This is a genomic window from Desmospora profundinema, assembly GCF_031454155.1.
Classification (GTDB): Bacteria; Bacillota; Bacilli; order Thermoactinomycetales; family DSM-45169; genus Desmospora; species Desmospora profundinema.
Genome location: NZ_JAVDQG010000004.1, coordinates 98,126 through 114,671, shown reverse-complemented (window position 1 = coordinate 114,671; position 16,546 = coordinate 98,126). Strand labels below are relative to the sequence as shown.

Genomic DNA, 16,546 nt, shown 5'->3' with positions numbered 1-16,546 from the left:
TCCACGTGATGTGGGATCATTGAAAAAACCCTGGCGATTACCAGGGTACCACCGAGTCCTCGATCTGTTATGAACCTTTATTACCTTATACAAGTGGCAATTCGATCGATAGGATCGTTACAGTTCCGTCAACCGTCACCCCGTTCCCGAAGGAAGACATCCTGTTAAAAAAAGCCCTTGCGGGCTTAAACTTAAAAACGTCTGATTCTTTATACCCTGCCTAATAGGCCGAACTGGAGAAGCTTCACTGATCCCTGCCGATCTGTGCCGCCACTTCCGCTTCCCACCGTTCCATCCAGCGGCGGGTGTGGGTACCGGGCAAACCGTCCCCCACCGGGGAGCCGTTTACGGCCACACAGGGAAAGGGCCCCCAAGTGGAATTGGTCAAAAAAAGTTCATCGGCTTCGTCCAACTCCTCCCGCTTCACCCGCCTCTCCTCCACGGCGAGGTCGAGACGGACCGCCGTCTCCAAAACCCAGCTCCGCACCACACCGGGAAGGGGCCCCCGGTCCAGAGAAGGGGTGGAGAGAATCCCCTCTTTCACCAGAAACAGATTGGCGGAAGCCCCTTCCATCACGTCTCCGTCCGTCGTGAGAAACAGGGCTTCCTGCGCTCCCCGGTCCCGTGCTTCCTGTTTGGCCAATACATTCTCCAAAAAGCTGAGGGACTTCACCCGCCGCAAAGGCGTATCGGGGTAGAGGCGGGTGGACGCAATGACAGCCGTCACGCCCCGTTCTTTCACCCGAGGATCCAGCGCAAGCGGCCGTGCTTCCACCCACCAGGCGGGATCGGTCAATTCCGTCAGCGGCTGCGCCAGCCCCCCTCTTCCCCGGGTCAAGGTGAGACGAAGGTACCCGCCGTCGATCTCGTTTACCGCAATCGCCCGCCGAATTCCGGCTGCCAGCTCCTCGCGGGCGGGAACCCGGGCAAAGCGCAGAATCCGCGTCCCTTCCATCAGCCGATCCATATGCTTCTCCAACAGCAAGGGAACTCCTCGCTCCACCCGAAAGGTTTCAAACAAACCGTCTCCGAGAAGGGAACCCCGATCCGCCGGTGACAAACCCCCATCGTCTTCCACCACTTGTCCATTGACAATCCACTTCATGCTTTCACCTTCTTCGCCGCCCATTGCCGTACGGCCTCGCTCATGCCGCGTCCCTTGGCCAGGGTCTCCTCATACTCCGCATCGGGATCCGAATCCCAGACGATCCCCCCGCCCACATGATAGGACAGATCCGCCTCTTCTCCGCCGGACCAAGTCATGGTGCGGATCGCGATATTCCATTCACCAAAGCCCCTGGGGTCGATATAACCGATGGAGCCGGTGTAGACGCCCCTGCGCCCGGTTTCCAACTGGTGAATCACTTGCATGGAACGCAATTTCGGGGCTCCGGTGATGGAACCTCCTGGGAAAACGGCACGAAAAATTGCACCGGGAGTGGTCTGCGGCTTAAGCCGCCCTTCCACCACCGCTACCTGATGCCACACCGTAGGGTGAGGCTCCAGATCAAACAGGCGCGGCACCCGGATCGACCCGATATCACATACTTGCCCCAAATCATTCCGTTCCAGATCGACGATCATCACCAGTTCCGCCTGATCCTTTTCACTGGCGGCAAGAGCCGCCTTCTCCCGGGCATCCGCCTCCGATGTGACACCGCGGGGGCGAGTTCCCTTGATCGGCTTTGTTTCGATATGGGATCCGGACCAGCGGACAAACTGTTCCGGGGAGGAAGAGAGCAAAGCATAGCCGTCTCCTTCGATATAGGCCGCATACACACCGGGGTTGGCACGGCGAAGGGAGCGGTACAATTCCCACGGCTCTCCCGCCACTTTCCCCTCCACCCGGTACGTGAAGTTGGCCTGATAAATATCTCCCCGGGCGATGGCCTCTTTGATCCGGGCCATTTGCTTCCGGTAATGATCGCGGCTGATCACCGGTGTCAGTGGAGCCAGAAGTTCTCCCGGACGGTTTCCCTCCTCGCCTGTCACCGGCAGCCGGTTGAGCCGTTCCGACAGCCGAGCCAGCTCCCCTTCCGGATCCGCCTCATCCAACACGCAGACCCAGGTTTCCCTTAACTTTGCATCCATAACCATTACCTTGCGCGGGACCATCCACATCCCATCAGGCAACGAGTGGTGCCTCCGCTTGGGCTTTCCAATGGCATGCCAACGCCAAGCCAGCTCGTAACCCAGCCAACCGAGTACCCCCGCCAGGAAGGGAGGCGCCCCGTTAGGAGCATCCACATGCGGCAGCCGTACCAAGAGCGATTCCAACGCATCCAGCGGATCCGCTCCCTGATCATCCCATAGAGCGATCCGTTCCCAGGGATCCCACGCCATCACGGTGTACCGCCCTTTACCGCAACTGTCCAACAACCAACGATCCGGAAAGCCCGCGGTCATTTCCCGAAACAGCCGCTCCGTTTCCCAAGTCCGCTTCCATTTGTCGACTGCCACGCGCATCCTAACTTCCACTCCTGTTTTTTAAAATTCCGTTTCCGCCGGTCACCCTATAAAGGGACGGACTTCCCAACAGGGTCCCATCAGCTGATATCCTCTATTGTACACGAAATAAATGAAACCTCTCTTTGACTCTCTCTTACCATAAGGATTAAAACCAACAAAAAAACCAGGAGAGGCGCCCTTTCCCTCTCTTGGTATTTTACCAACCTTTGAACCAGGAACAAATCCCATCTACACCCTTTCCCGATACGGAATCGGGTCCTCCGCCCCCGCATCGGCAAATCCCTTCAGGCGCAGGCGACAGCTGTCACAGCGGCCGCAGGCCAGCTCCTCCCCGCGGTAGCAGGAGGTGGTGAGGTGGTAGGGGACCTGCAGGCGCAATCCTTCCCGGATCGTATCCGCTTTGCTGAGATGGACCAAAGGGGCTTCGATGCGCAAGCGAGTGCCCGTATGACCGGCACGGGTGGCCCGATTGATCGTCTCCTCCATACTCTCAATAAAAGCGGGACGGCAGTCGGGATATCCGCTGAAATCGACGGCGGAGACTCCGATATAGATCACTTCCGCCCCACGAGTTTCGGCATACGCCGCCGCCAGGGAGAGAAAGATAAGATTGCGGGCGGGGACATAGGTGGAGGGAATCCCCTCTTCCTGCCCCGAATCGGGAACGGGAATGGCGGTATCGGTCAGCGCACTCCCACCGATCTGCCCGAAAAAGCCGATATCCACCACCTGATGTTCCACCCCGTAGTGGCGTGCCACCTTCCGTGCCTGTGCCACTTCCCGCCCATGGCGCTGTCCATAGGCGAAGGTGAGAGGAAGCAACGCGTATCCCGCCTCCTGGGCCAGCCCCATACAGGTGGTGCTGTCCAGCCCGCCGCTCAAAACGACGACCGCTCGTTTCTTCATGGTTTACACCCCCCTTTGTGCCGGATCCCAGATGGTTTTATGCAGTTGCAAACTGACTTTGACTTGAGGCAGCGGTTCCGCCAACACCCACTCCACCAGATGACGCGGTTCCAATTCACCAAAGACGGGGCTGAACAAGGTCTGTCCCCGATGGGGACTGCGGGAGAGAAACTCCACGGCATGGCGGAAGTCGTCCCGATTCGCCAGCACAAACTTCAATTCGTCTCTCTCTTTTAGCAGAGAAAGGTTGTCCGGCAACATCCGGTCCGACTCACCAGAGTCAGGCAGCTTCCAGTCCAAAATAAACCGGACTTTCTTCCCCGTGACCGATTCCCGCCGCCACCGGTCAAAAGGAGCCAGGTCAACAGCTCCGTTGGTCTCGATGTGAACGTCATCCACATCCGGCAGCGATGCCAACGTTTCCAACAAAGCCAGCGATTTTTCCCGATGCAACAGGGGCTCCCCTCCGGTGAGACAGATGCGGCGACTGGCATATGAGCCGACCCGTTCCCGAATTTGGCGCAAGGTAGCAGTAAACACCGGTTTGGCGGGGGCAAAACTGTAGGGGGTGTCACACCAACGGCAGCGCAGGTTGCAGTGAAACGTCCGCACAAACACGGTGGGAAAACCAGCAGCCATTCCCTCTCCTTCTACCGTTTCAAAAATCTCCACCATCGGCAGTTCCCATTCCAAGTACGTTTCCGAATCCGGCAGCATCCAATCACTCATCGCCTGTCATCCATTCCCGTTTCAGGGTTACACGGCTTGTGGGCGTCTCGTAAAGCGTCAGCTCTTCCAGACGGTGCCCCTTCGCTTTCCAACCATCCGCTTCCAGACGGCGGTCCAATTGCTCCCACATCCAAACAATCATATTTTCAGCAGAGGTATTCATATTGGGCAATACCTCGTTTAAATAACGATGATCCAGCCGGGCATCAATCTCTTCCTTGAACAAGCGCTTGATTTCTCCAAAATCCATGACGATGCCGATCTCATCCACATAACCGCTGACTGTGATCGACAAATGGTACGTATGGCCGTGGAGGCTCTTGCACTTTCCCTCGTACAGATGAAGGTGGTGAGCGGCATCAAAGGTGAACGACTTGGTGACGGCCACCCGCCGGTGGTGATATCTCAGTTCGTTCCGTTTAATGTCCTCGCCGAAACGCTCCAGCTTTACGGGTATTTGAAAATCCACAAAAAAACCCCTTTCGTTAAAGGGGAACATCGGAATAAGCCCGCAGGTGCGGGAAAGTCGATTCATTTCCGGTTCCCTAGTTTTGTTTTGGGAGTGGTGGGTTTGCGACACTCCATAACCATTTTTAACATATCGAACGACAGGAACCATTGCAACAGCAAGAATGAGGAAATCCATGTTAAGAAGAATGTTTAACAAAATCATACCGGGCGGAGCTTCATACTCCGCCCGGTTTCCATTCATCCTGCCCCTACTTCAAACACAGCCAGCGGTTGATACATTGGAGACCGATACACATGGGTTTGGTAGAGGATCAATTCATCGACGATCCATGGTTTCAGCCCTGCCGATTCCGGACGAAACAGCGCATCTGCCTGTTCATGGGGAAAATCGTTCCGCTTGTATTTCTTGGCCAATGTGACATGGGGCCGGTACACGCGTTTTTCCTTTTCAAATCCCACAGGGGAGACGGTATCCGATACCGCCTGGTAGAGCTGGTGCAAACGATCCAGATCCCCGTTCAGCCCCGCCCACAAAATGCGCGGATGATCGGGGATTCCAAACCACCCTATCGAACCCAAAGAAAGGGTGAAGGGTTCCTGGTCCGCAACCAGGGAGCGAACCCGCTGCTTCACCTCGCGGGCCTGACGAAAGGTGCACCCTCCCAGGAACTGGACCGTAATATGATAATCCGACGGGTGGACCCATTTCTTGAAGGGCCAATGTTCGGATCGCTCCCGGCACCATTCTTCCATCCAACGCCGATGCTCGGAAGGAACCGGGATCGCAATGAACAACCGGTAGAGAGAACGGGAAGACACCGCGATGCACCTGCCTTTCATCTGAATCGGTCGGACGCTCTGCCAGAGCGACAAGGGCGCGCCTCACCTCTTTCACAGGTGCCATCTTTGTCGTTCAGTGTTACCCACTCTTGCCGCTTCCATCCGCCAAGCATTCCGGCACTTCACCGATCCAACAAAAGCCCGGGGACCACTCCCGGGCTTTTCGTCACAATGCGCGTTTGGCCGCTTCCACTGCGGCTTCGTAATCCGGATGGTTGGTCGCTTCGGAGACAAGTTCCACATGAACGAGCTGATCATTGGCATCGATCACAAACACGGAACGTGCCAGCAGTCGCAGTTCTTGGATTGCCACTCCGTAGGCGGTTCCAAAGGAGAGGTCCCGGTGGTCGGACAAGGTTTGTACCCGGTCAATACCGGCGGCACCACACCAGCGTTTCTGGGCAAAGGGAAGGTCCACACTGATGGTAAGCACGCGGACACGGTCACCCAGGTTTGCCGCTTCTTCGTTAAAACGTCGGGTTTGTGCGTCGCAGACACCCGTATCCAAAGACGGAACCACACTGATGATCCGTACATGACCACGGCTGTCAGCCAGGGTGACCGGGCTCAAGTCGTTAGCTAGAACGGTAAAATCGGGAGCAGCATCCCCCGCTTTCAATTCGGGTCCCAACAAGGTGACGGGGTTTCCTTTGAATGTAATGGCGCCTTCGCGAGTCTGTGCCAAGGTGATCTGCCTCCTCTATGTGTCTTCGCTATCATCTTACCACAGATTTTTCCGACCGTGTGATTGACGTTGCTCACCACTGTACGGCAATCATCCCAGCCCTTGTTTTATTGTTCCCGTTTCTTAATCCGGATTTTTCGCGGTTCCCCTGATTGATCTTTGGGCACATCAATATAGAGGACACCGTTTTTGCTCTCGGCAGTGATCCCTTTCACATCGGCGTTTTCCGGTAAAGTGAAGGATCGTTGAAAGATGCCGTAACGGCTTTCCATCAGATGGTAGCGGCTGTCTTCCCTCCGCTCCTCCCGGCGTTCGCCCCGAATGGTCAGGGTGTTGCCCTGCACCTCAATATCGATGTCGTCCTGTTCCATCCCAGGCATCTCCGCCTGGATGAGATAGCGATCCGCTTTTTCCTCTACATTCAGAGCCGGGAGGAACGTCCCTTCCCCGAACCCTTCCCCGGGAAATAACGGTTCATTTAAAAACCGCTGAAAGGAACGATCCCATTCATGAGAAGGCCGTGTCAGCGATGTATCGTGACCGCCGCGCTCCCAATCGCCCATTGACTCCACTCTCCTTTCCATTTCCCTTATCTTGAATAAAAGTAATGGCTTGCTTTAACCGTTGATAACCTCTCCGCCGTTTGGATGAAGCACTTGGCCGCTGATGTACGAAGAATCGGCTGACGCGAGAAACACATAGCTGGCCGCCAATTCCGCCGGTTGTCCCGCTCGTCCCATCGGGGTGTTGGATCCGAATGAAGCCACCTGATTCGCATCAAAGGTGGACGGAATCAAAGGTGTCCAGATCGGTCCGGGCGCAACCCCGTTTACCCGTATTCCCTGTTTGATCAGGGATTGTGATAATGCCCGCGTAAAGGAAACGATCGCGCCTTTGGTAGCGGAATAGTCGATCAGGATCGGGTTTCCTTTGTATGCTGTCACCGAAGTGGTGTTGATGATACTGCCTCCTTGGGGCAAATGAGGCAATGCGGCTTTGGTCAGGTGGAAAAAGGAAAAGACATTGGTTCGAAAAGTCCGTTCCAATTGCTGCGCATCGATGTGATCAATCCCATCTTGGGGATGTTGCTCAGCGGCGTTATTCACCAGGATATCCAACCCACCCAGGCCATCCACCGTCTGTTGAACGGCTTGTTTGCAAAAAGCCTCATCCCCGATGTCCCCGGGGATCACCAGTGCTCTCCTGCCCAGCTCCTCCACCCGCACCTGAGTTTCCCGCGCGTCATCATGCTCATCCAAGTACAAAATAGCCACGTCGGCCCCTTCCTTTGCGAATGCGATGGCGACAGCTCGTCCAATCCCACTGTCCCCGCCGGTGATCAAAGCCCGTTTGTTCGCCAGCTTTCCACTTCCTTGATATTGTGGATTCTCCGCCACCGGGCGGGGAACCATCTCCGATTCCAATCCGGGCTGTCGGTTCTGATGCTGAGGCGGTTGCAGGGGTTGTTGGGATTGACCGTTTGTCTGCCGGGACATCATGACATCCTCCTCCAAGGGATACTCATGGATACTTTTCCCTTTTTCCGATTCGTACATTCCGGAAAACGCCCTGACAATAGTCGTATGTTTTTTTGCCGAAATGTTGTAAGATAAACAAAAGATACACGATAAGAGGAGAGACTGACAGCATGACTGCCTTAGAAGAGGTCCAACAAAATCCACATTCCCAGGAGCGTTGGCACCGGCGGCTGTTGCGGGGGAGTCGTTCCACCTTAACCAACCTTTTGATCCTCATCCTGCCGTTGGCACTGATTATCCAGGGAATGTCCGTCATACAGACGTGGTTGTTTCAGGACCAAGGTGCCCTCTATTTTCATGCGTACCGGGATACCGCCAGTAATTCTGCCTTTGTCATTGCGATTCTGGTGCTGGCTTTCTTTTATATACACGCGTTACGGGCCGGAATCGGAGCGTGGCGGCAAACACTGAAGACCTTTCTTGTCCCCCTGGCTGTGGCGGTCCCGCTTTTGGTAATGGTGCTGGATTCTTATGTGATGATCGATGAACGCCAAATTGTTCATTCTCCTTTCTATACCCTGGGCGTGGAACAGATACAATCCTGGGAGGATGTCCAGTCCATCAGTGTCAGTTATACCGTTGGGGAAGAATTTGAGCTTTTCAGTGGCTCTTACCTTCTCCACTTCCAGGATGGAACCCGCTTGGAAATATGGAAAAGCAGCGATATGAGCGTGGAAAGTTTGCAGGCCGTCGACTATGAAGCCTTGAAACGGGGAATCCCTTTCCATGTAAGTGCCCCGTTGTCCGATCAGGCTTTGAACGTGTTGAAAAATCGGGGGTGGACGGCACATGACCGCCAGTTCTTATCCCGCCTGTTCCAACGCTAGAAAAAACCCGGCCTCATAGCCGGGTACTTTACTTTAAAACGGTATCGTCATTTGAAACCGCTCTTTCAACCGCTCCCGCAGGTTCCGGTGATAGGTGTCGCTCACCGTCCCATGGGCCCCTCGCAGGATTTCGCGGGCGTAATGTTCCGGAGGAGCCGACTCTTCCCCTTTGTTGATGACGAGGAATGTGAGGGCATCCTGAACACCGTCATCCATCTCCACCCCGACGATCGCCGGCCGGTAGGTGCCCTCTTCCACTCCTTCCCTCCAAAAAAGATAATCCAACCCGTTCGCATCGATCCGATAGACCACGCCCTCGGCCACGGCTCCTGCTTCCTCTACTAAATCTGCACGGCCGCCATCGGGGTAAGGCAGGGTATAACGCATATCGTACCCGTACAATACCCCCCGACCCAATCGCTCCCGGAAGGCTTCGGCCACTCCCTGCAAACGGAACCGTTCATCATCCATGCACGACCCGAAAGCAAAATAAAGCAACGGCAGCCGTCGCCGTAAATCGCGTAAGCGCCAATCACCATGGGGGACTTCTTCTTCATTCCTGTTCGGTTGAATATACAAGTAGGTCTGGGCATGATAATCGTTGGCATCGGTTCCCACGGTCACTTGAATCCGTTCATACTCGTTGTTATTTTCTCCCGGCGAATAGACTTCCAAGGCATCAATCCGTGCCAGCAAAGGACGGGATACTCGGTATAACTCCCCGTACACACGACCGGAATCCGCCGAAAGCATGCCCGGATATCCCAAACCCGTATCAAGCAGCCGGCCGGTCGTCCATGCCTGTGCAGCGATCCGCTCGGCTCCATCCAGATAATGATGATATTTTTCTCCCCGGCGGAGTGATCCATAGACAAACAAAATCACACTTGCCTCTGTCAAGCTGTTCACCCTTCCCCCTCCTTATTCAAAGCCTGTTCGACCTGTTTCAGCACTTGGCCCGCTTTTCCCCGAATCATCAAGTCCAGCTGATGGTCCATCTGCGTCTCGGCCGCATTGATCAACACGGACTTTCCCCGGCAGAGGGTGGGCATCTGGTTGACCGGATACACTTCCAAGCTGGTACCGATGATCAGTAATAACTCCGCCTGCTGTACGGCCTCCATCGCCTCTACCCACACCGCCTCCGGAAGCCATTCCCCAAACAGGACAATACCGGGACGAAGGCGCCCACCGCAGGAAAGGCAGGCATCCTTCTCCAAAAACCGCGACCGTTCCGCAGGCTCCTTACAATCATAACAGTGAAACTGCATGAGATTGCCGTGTAACTCCCATACCTGGCGGCTGCCTGCCCGCTGGTGCAGACGATCCACATTTTGCGTGGCGATTCCATAAATACGCCCCTGGTGCTCCCAGTGGGTTAATACCTCATGACCGATATGAGGGTGGACTCGTTCCACCCCCCTTACCCGAAGGCGGTAAAAACGGTGAAATGTTTCATAATCTTCTTCCAAAGCGGAAACGGTTGCCACCTGCTGCGGATCCACCCGCTTCCAGAATCCCTCCCGGGACCGAAAGTCGGGGACCCCACTTTCGGTCGACATCCCCGCTCCTGTCAGGACGACCGTGCTCCCGGCCTCCTGAATCCACCCTGCCAACTGGTGGATATCCGATTCCATCTGCACCGCTCCCTCTATGATCGATGTGGTTGTTCACGACTCTTTAGTACTATAGTTGCATTTGTGCGAAACGTGATATGAGCGTGGGTGGGTCGGGCTGGCTGGCTGTCTTCGATCTCTTGCAAAAAGCGCATAGCGAGACCGGGAACGAAGTGACCAAGGCGAGACTTGTGCTCTGTGAGTGCAAAGGATCGCAGCCATCCCACCACCCTCCCTTTTTCTCCCGAAAAAATGGATTACCGTTATATTCCCATACACGCAAGTACAAAGCTCTCCAGGATTTTCAAGCTCCCTTCTAGAATACACGATCGATACCGCAAATGGGCACCAGGTTTCGTTCCCGATCCGAAAGGGAACCGCAAAAGTGGACACACCTTTGTGATTTCTTCCTGAAAATGAAAAGGAATTCTCCCGCTGATTGGCGTATAATCAACAAACAAGAGAAAGAATTTGGGAAAGAGGGTCTGATTCAATATGAGTGAATGGCCACCACAGGTGATGATCGGCTTGTTTTTCGGTGTGGGGATCCTATTCTCCATCTTCGGCACCTGGGCCATCGAGTCAGCACTGAAAAGACGGAAACAAGCCCATCCGCCCATCCATAGGCAAAAATCCTGAACACCCCGTTCATTACAAAAAGAACTGCCATTCGGCAGTTCTTTTTGCTTATCCGTCCTGCCGTCGTGTCAACACAACCAGATTAGCCGGCAACCCCTCTTTGCCGGCATCGGACACCAATTGAAGGGGAAGCACAGGGCCCCGTTCAAAATACGAACTAAAGTGGCGATCGATCGCCTCCGCCGTCACAGCTACAAACCATTCCCCATTCTCATCGGGATTGCGACACCCCCGCAGCAAGAGCCGCCCCCCGGGTTTGAGCACCCTGGCCGCTTCGCTGGCGTAACGCCCCCGCTCCTCTTCCGAAATCAAGTGAAAGCAGCCACGGTCGTTCATCAGATCAAACGCCCCGTCTTCCAGCGGGAGTCGAAGTGCATTCCCATGACGCCATTCCACTTCCACTTTCTTTTTACTTGCGCGTTGGTCGGCGATTCGCAGCGCTTCCCGACTCAGATCCACACCCACCACCCGGAACCCGTACTCTGCCAAAAATACCGCCTCCCTACCTGCTCCGCAGCCCACATCCAGAGCCCGGGCCTGCGGTGGAAAAGGGGTGGAAGCGACAAAAGCCACCAACTCCTGGGAAGGATGAGCGTAGTCCCAGTGATTACGGTACTCTCCACTGGCATAAATGTGATCCCAATCTTCAATCATGGGGAGGTGTCTCCTTTCACTCTCCTTACATCAGCCGACCCTATCTTTCTTCGGCGCGTTTTTCCTCGGCTCCTTCCGTAACAAAACAAAAAAGCCCGCCTTGTCAGGCCGGCTGCTTTATCAGTAGTAAGGTGAGATCATCAGGTAGATAATGACTCCGGTGATGCTGACATAAAGCCACAAAGGCATGGTCCAGCGGGCGATCTTACGGTGCTTTTCCACCTTCATGCTGATGCCGCGAAAGAACGAAATCAAAGCCAAGGGCACAATCACCGCTGCCAGGATAATGTGCGTAATCAAAATAAAGTAATAGACGGCCGCAATCATGCCCGTCCCGCCATAGCTCGTCGATTCCGCCAGACTGTGATAGGTGAGGTATGTCACGAGGAACAAACTGGTGGATCCAAAAGCCGCATAGATGAATCGACGGTGCATTGCGATATTTTTCTGTTTGATGAAAAAGAGGGCCGCCGCCAGGAATACCGTGGTAAAGCTGTTGAAGATCGCGTTCATCATCGGTAAAAATGTCAGATCCAGATGACTGAACCGCTCCACTTCCGGCATCAGAAACAAGATCAACACCAACAGGTTGATGGCAATCGTGAGACCCACCACCCACGGTGTGTAATGGAAATTTTTTTCTTCTGTATGGTCAGTCTGTCGCTCCATCTTTGGTCACCCTTTATTAAAATTCTCCTGCTTTCAGTATACCACGGGTAAGACTGTTTCTTTTCCAGTGTGTGTCACAAACCCGTGTCAAATGGCGGAATTGCAAAAGGGCATAAAAAAACCGAGTGATCGCATCACCCGGTTTTTTTCTTATGGTTCTTCCCGAAACAGGGGGTAGGCTTTTACATCCACCTCGGAGACCTCTTTCAACCACTCGGCAGGAAGACTTCCACTCTTCGTCTTGAACTCTTCTTCCTCTCCGGGAGCCAATGCTACGTCGAGGTAATCATTCACCACGCCCACCAGCTTCCCGTTCTCATCACGAAATGCGGTGGTGACAAAGAGGTCGGTTACATCCTCTTCACTCCCGTTGACTACCGATCCTTCCACTATGGCCCCGTTATCACCGTTTACTTTCCACTTCACTTGTTTCGCCTCGACATTCACAGACTCTTTCCAGGCGGGATCGGCTTCAATGGAAGGGCTGATCGATTCCAGGTTCTCCGGATCTTTCACCCGCAAATCGGTTGTTGCACCAATATGGACTCTCTCGCCGGGTTGAACTATTTTAGGAACGACAGCCAGAATATCTTCGGATGCCAACAGTTTCTGATTCCCATCTTTGAAATCGAGGCGAACCGAATGAATTTCGACCGGTGATTCCCCTTTGTTCTCAAGCACAATCGCTCCATGGGCTTTGATTCCGTTTCCTTCTTTCCAGGCACCGCTCACCGATTCATCTGTTTTCAGCTTTACTTCCGGCTGTTTCTCTGTCAGTGGCTTGGGGTTGGCCGATGCGTCTTCACCGACGGCCCCGCTTCTACAAGCAATCAGAAGCAACATGGCAACAACCGCCGCTATTGCCAAGCAGATCCGTTTCACACGCTTCTCCCCCCATACTTGACCATCTCTCTGTGAACGCTCTTTGTTCCATTACCGCAACACAATCATCATCTTACCGATTCCGTTCATTCTTGGCAAGACAGCAATCGGAACCCAATTCCAAGGAATCTTTTCCCATGCTCTGGAGAGCTAGCTTTATATCCTTTATTCAGACAGTTTCACCACGGTTCGCCCCCGGACTTCTCCTTGTAAGATCGCAGACAGCGTTTCCGGCAACGCTTCCAATGGAATCTCTCTGGTACCAATCCGTTCTTGAAGGGATTCCGGCTTCAGATCGGCAGCCAACCGACCCCAAATGTTTCGGCGGGTTTCATTGCTCACGTGAGCGGAATCGATACCCAGGAGATTAATCCCGCGCAATATGAAAGGAAACACCGTAGTGGAAAGGGATGTCCCCCCCGTTAATCCACTTACGGCCACGGACCCGCCAAAACGCGTGGTACTCAACAGATAAGAAAGCGTATCCCCCCCGACGGGATCGACAGCTCCCGCCCATCGGGCCCGAGCCAGAGGACGACTGGGATCCGGCTTAACCTCCTGACGTCCCAGAATCTCCACAGCACCCAGTTCCCGCAGGTATTCATGGGCCTCTTCTTTTCCGGTACTGGCGGCAACGGTATATCCTTTTTTAGACAAAATTGCAATGGCCGTGCTTCCCACCCCACCGGTAGCTCCGGTTACCAGCACCGGGCCGTTGTCCGGCTTCAATCCATTTTCCTCCATACGAAGCACGGACATCGCCGCGGTGAAACCGGCCGTTCCCAGCACCATGGCTTCTTTCAGGGTGAGTCCTTCGGGGAGCGGCACAACCCAATCGGCGGGAACCCGCGCATACCGGCTAAATCCCCCATAATGAGAAACCCCCAATTGACTGCTGGCCACAATGACGTCCATTCCTTCCGGAAAACGATCATCCCGGGACTGAACCACCTGACCGGCCAGATCGATTCCCGGAATCATCGGATAGGATTCTATCACCCGTCCATGGGGGATGCTTGCCAATCCGTCCTTATAATTGACTCCGGAGTATTCCACCTTTACCAGTACATCCCCTTCAGGGAGATCTTCCAGAGTCAACTCCTTCCACTCCATCAAAAAATCATTCCCGGACCGATCCACCATCCATGCACGAAATGTTTGGGATTGGGCCATGACTCCCACTCCTCCTTCAGGGTCAAAGGTGCATTCTCCCCCATTGTACCAAAACAAAAAACTTCCTTCGCGGAAGTTTGGATGGGTGCCATTTCAACTGAAGCGAGAAGAAAGGGGCGGCATAAACACACGACTGTCAAGGTTTCGCCGCCTCTCTACCTTCCTCTGAATTCGTAAACGATCCCCTGCTTCCCTCACTACCGGGGTGACTGGGGAAGCCTCAGCACACCCATCTCCCAGATGACGTTCCGGGCCACGATGTACAGTCGGTATGCAAGCGCCGTTTCGATTGTAACGGTCACCGTGTGGTGGCCCACACCATCCCCGTCATCGCCCGGCGGCAATAACGTGACCGGATTCCCGTTTGGATCTTGCAACTCCGCCTGAAAAAAGGGGTTCTCTTCAACCGCTTCCAGTGACCATGTAAACGTATACGATCCTTCTCCCAAACGAATGGGCTCAGAAAGAAACCGCCCCCCGCACTCCCTCCAGCAACAATGATAGCGATCGGAATCCATAGAAATGAGAGTGGTGGGTGGCTCATTACATATAATAGGCTTATTTTTCATTGAATAAAAAAATCGTTCCTTTCCTATTTGCTGCATCGATAACCTCCACAACCACATGTCACCTATCAATAATAGCCACTCTCATCTCATCATGAGAAGAGAAGAACATTATTATAACATAACAATAATGGATTGGAAAAAATTCACCGTCTGATCAGACGGTGAATGTTACCACACCCGTCGTTCCTTCAGCGCTTGCCGGAGATAATCGAGAAACAGATCCGCTTTTTGCGCGGGCCTTCTTGTTGCCAGACTCACCCCGATAAAGAGCAGGGTGGAGACACCTAACCCCCAAATGCCGGATGCTTGCCCCAGCCAACGGGTTTGGGTCCATTCCAGAAATACAACCAAAAGCCCCCCCGCCAGCACACTGACGATCACACCGGCGGCCGTTCCCCTTCGCCAAAAGAAAGTGCCTGCAATCGCCGGCACCATGACCAGCAACCCCGCCGAGGAGGATACTGCCAACACAGCGATCAAATCCAGTTTCAATTGGGCAAAAAAGTAGGACAACAGAGCAATAATGGGAATCACCACTTTTGCCACACGCAATTGCCAACGGGGATCCCCTTTTCTCTTCCATCCTCCTACGATATCCCTTGCAAACAAAGAAGACAGCGTGAGTAAAATGGAGTCCACAGTGGAGATGGCCGCAGCCATAATCCCCACCATGACCACCACCCCCAACACCGGGGGAACCAACTCAGAGGAGAGGAGCCGGGGCGTCGCCAGGTCGGGAGAAGTCAGATCAGGATCATGAATCAGTGCGGACAGTCCCCACAACACCGCCACCAACGTGTAAACAAAGCCAAATCCCATGAAAATGATCAGCATCCGCCTTAACTCCGCCAGACTGGCCGGCATAAACAAACGCTGACTCACTTGCGGATTGGAGATGCTGAAAAAAAACCATGGCAAGGTCAAACCCAGGAACATACTGAAATTGAAAAAACCATTGCCGGGAACAGCCAACCACTCGGGGCGGTCGGCTTCCAGAGTGGAAACAAAGCCGCTCACCCCGCCCAAGCCGTCAATCACGATTCCTACGACCAACGTGGCCGTCACAATCATCACGAGGGACTGAAACGCATCCGTCCAGGCTACCGAGCGCATGCCGGCAATCCAGGCCAGAGCGACAGCCACAACAGTAGCGATTACGGCCCCTGCTGTGAAGGAGATCGCACCTTCCGTCATTCCCGACAGCAGATAACCCACCCCTGCCAATTGCACGGCACTGTAGGGGATCAGGAACAGGCAGCTGGCGACAGCTGTCGTGACAGCCACCGCCCGGCTGTCATAGCGATCCCCCATCATCTCCGACGGAGTGACGTATCCGAATCGTTTTCCCACCAACCAGAAGCGGGGGCCGAAAAAAACCACCAAAACCATCCCCGACAGATAAATGAGTTCAAAACCGAGAGCACCCACGCCCCCTTGGTACGTCAAGCCCGCCAAACCTACCAACATAAACGCGCTGTAGGTGGTGGCACTGTAGCTGAGGGCCGCCATCACCCCTCCCATGGAACGTTTGGCGAGAAAATAATCCGACAAAGACTCCGCTTTTCCCGTTCGGGCAAGATACGCGATAACAAGGGCAATCACCACATACAGGGCGATCCCTATACCCACCCCGATCGCATTCATGTTTTATCCCTCCACCTGGCGGCAATCCAGATATTCACCCCGATGGCTGCCAGCACAAACAAGATCCAGAACAAAAAACTGCCTGTCCACCGGTATACATTCGCCAATAGGGTATAAGGGACCACGAAGGCAGCCACAATCAGGCTCAAAATAATCAAAACAGCCGTGGAACGCCTATTCATTCCATTCACCCCACCCTGCGGCACAAAAGGAAGGAACCGCTCTTTTGCGCCGC

Annotated in this window: 20 protein-coding genes; 2 read left to right on the top strand and 18 right to left on the bottom strand. The window is 54.3% G+C overall.

The genetic code is table 11. The features are described from left to right. Positions 1-244: 244 nt before the first annotated feature. From JOE21_RS09565 to JOE21_RS09525, 9 genes are all read right to left on the bottom strand, one after another. Positions 245-1,105 carry an aminotransferase class IV gene (locus JOE21_RS09565; protein ID WP_309865268.1) on the bottom strand — a complete coding sequence of 287 codons (861 nt, stop codon included), beginning with the start codon at positions 1,103-1,105 and terminating at the stop codon, positions 245-247. Next, positions 1,102-2,466: an aminodeoxychorismate synthase component I gene (gene pabB / locus JOE21_RS09560; protein WP_309865265.1), complete on the bottom strand. Its 1,365-nt coding sequence runs from the start codon at positions 2,464-2,466 to the stop codon at positions 1,102-1,104. Before pabB ends, JOE21_RS09565 begins: the two co-directional genes overlap by 4 nt. 231 nt (positions 2,467-2,697) lie before the next feature. Further along, positions 2,698-3,375, bottom strand: coding sequence for a 7-cyano-7-deazaguanine synthase QueC (gene queC, locus JOE21_RS09555; RefSeq protein WP_309865262.1), 678 nt, complete (start codon positions 3,373-3,375; stop codon positions 2,698-2,700). A 3-nt stretch (positions 3,376-3,378) separates the two neighbouring features. Beyond that, positions 3,379-4,104 carry a 7-carboxy-7-deazaguanine synthase QueE gene (locus JOE21_RS09550; RefSeq protein ID WP_309865258.1) on the bottom strand — a complete coding sequence of 242 codons (726 nt, stop codon included), beginning with the start codon at positions 4,102-4,104 and terminating at the stop codon, positions 3,379-3,381. Continuing rightward, a complete protein-coding gene (gene queD, locus JOE21_RS09545; RefSeq protein WP_309866061.1) occupies positions 4,097-4,603 on the bottom strand; it encodes a 6-carboxytetrahydropterin synthase QueD in 507 nt (168 codons plus the stop codon). The genes JOE21_RS09550 and queD overlap by 8 nt, the downstream gene beginning before the upstream one ends. Before the next feature lie 209 nt (positions 4,604-4,812). After that, positions 4,813-5,448 (bottom strand): RNA 2',3'-cyclic phosphodiesterase, encoded by a 636-nt coding sequence (thpR, locus tag JOE21_RS09540; protein ID WP_309865255.1) that lies wholly within the window; start codon positions 5,446-5,448, stop codon positions 4,813-4,815. 133 nt (positions 5,449-5,581) lie between these two features. After that, positions 5,582-6,100: a thiol peroxidase gene (tpx, locus tag JOE21_RS09535; protein WP_309865252.1), complete on the bottom strand. Its 519-nt coding sequence runs from the start codon at positions 6,098-6,100 to the stop codon at positions 5,582-5,584. A 107-nt stretch (positions 6,101-6,207) separates the two neighbouring features. Further along, positions 6,208-6,663: an Hsp20/alpha crystallin family protein gene (locus JOE21_RS09530; RefSeq protein WP_309865249.1), complete on the bottom strand. Its 456-nt coding sequence runs from the start codon at positions 6,661-6,663 to the stop codon at positions 6,208-6,210. Positions 6,664-6,717: 54 nt separating this feature from the next. Next, a complete protein-coding gene (locus JOE21_RS09525) occupies positions 6,718-7,596 on the bottom strand; it encodes an SDR family oxidoreductase (RefSeq protein ID WP_309865246.1) in 879 nt (292 codons plus the stop codon). Positions 7,597-7,748: 152 nt separating this feature from the next. On the opposite strand from JOE21_RS09525, the gene JOE21_RS09520 reads away from it, so the two are divergent. Further along, positions 7,749-8,465 (top strand): hypothetical protein, encoded by a 717-nt coding sequence (locus JOE21_RS09520; protein ID WP_309865244.1) that lies wholly within the window; start codon positions 7,749-7,751, stop codon positions 8,463-8,465. Between the two features lie 33 nt (positions 8,466-8,498). On the opposite strand, the gene JOE21_RS09515 is transcribed toward JOE21_RS09520, so the two are convergent. Then, positions 8,499-9,374: a gamma-glutamylcyclotransferase family protein gene (locus JOE21_RS09515; protein ID WP_309865243.1), complete on the bottom strand. Its 876-nt coding sequence runs from the start codon at positions 9,372-9,374 to the stop codon at positions 8,499-8,501. Further along, positions 9,371-10,102, bottom strand: a complete 732-nt coding sequence (locus JOE21_RS09510) for an SIR2 family NAD-dependent protein deacylase (RefSeq protein WP_309865241.1) — start codon at positions 10,100-10,102, stop codon at positions 9,371-9,373. The genes JOE21_RS09515 and JOE21_RS09510 overlap by 4 nt, the downstream gene beginning before the upstream one ends. Before the next feature lie 474 nt (positions 10,103-10,576). On the opposite strand from JOE21_RS09510, the gene JOE21_RS09505 reads away from it, so the two are divergent. Further along, the gene (locus tag JOE21_RS09505; RefSeq protein WP_309865239.1) at positions 10,577-10,720 is read left to right on the top strand and encodes a hypothetical protein; all 144 of its coding nucleotides are present in this window, start codon (positions 10,577-10,579) and stop codon (positions 10,718-10,720) included. Positions 10,721-10,768: 48 nt separating this feature from the next. On the opposite strand, the gene JOE21_RS09500 is transcribed toward JOE21_RS09505, so the two are convergent. The 7 genes from JOE21_RS09500 to JOE21_RS09470 form a co-directional block, all read right to left on the bottom strand. Next, positions 10,769-11,374: a class I SAM-dependent methyltransferase gene (locus JOE21_RS09500; protein ID WP_309865236.1), complete on the bottom strand. Its 606-nt coding sequence runs from the start codon at positions 11,372-11,374 to the stop codon at positions 10,769-10,771. A gap of 120 nt (positions 11,375-11,494) precedes the next feature. Further along, positions 11,495-12,043 (bottom strand): DUF420 domain-containing protein, encoded by a 549-nt coding sequence (locus JOE21_RS09495; protein WP_309865233.1) that lies wholly within the window; start codon positions 12,041-12,043, stop codon positions 11,495-11,497. 150 nt (positions 12,044-12,193) lie between these two features. Further along, positions 12,194-12,925: an FxLYD domain-containing protein gene (locus tag JOE21_RS09490; RefSeq protein ID WP_309865231.1), complete on the bottom strand. Its 732-nt coding sequence runs from the start codon at positions 12,923-12,925 to the stop codon at positions 12,194-12,196. Positions 12,926-13,090: 165 nt separating this feature from the next. Further along, positions 13,091-14,098 (bottom strand): acrylyl-CoA reductase family protein, encoded by a 1,008-nt coding sequence (locus JOE21_RS09485; RefSeq protein ID WP_309865229.1) that lies wholly within the window; start codon positions 14,096-14,098, stop codon positions 13,091-13,093. A 197-nt stretch (positions 14,099-14,295) separates the two neighbouring features. Further along, the gene (locus JOE21_RS09480; RefSeq protein WP_309865226.1) at positions 14,296-14,703 is read right to left on the bottom strand and encodes a hypothetical protein; all 408 of its coding nucleotides are present in this window, start codon (positions 14,701-14,703) and stop codon (positions 14,296-14,298) included. A gap of 132 nt (positions 14,704-14,835) precedes the next feature. Continuing rightward, positions 14,836-16,311, bottom strand: a complete 1,476-nt coding sequence (locus tag JOE21_RS09475; protein WP_309865224.1) for a sodium:solute symporter family protein — start codon at positions 16,309-16,311, stop codon at positions 14,836-14,838. Next, on the bottom strand, positions 16,308-16,493 hold the full coding sequence (locus tag JOE21_RS09470; RefSeq protein WP_309865222.1) for a hypothetical protein: 186 nt from the start codon (positions 16,491-16,493) through the stop codon (positions 16,308-16,310). Before JOE21_RS09470 ends, JOE21_RS09475 begins: the two co-directional genes overlap by 4 nt. Between the last annotated feature and the right edge of the window lie 53 nt (positions 16,494-16,546).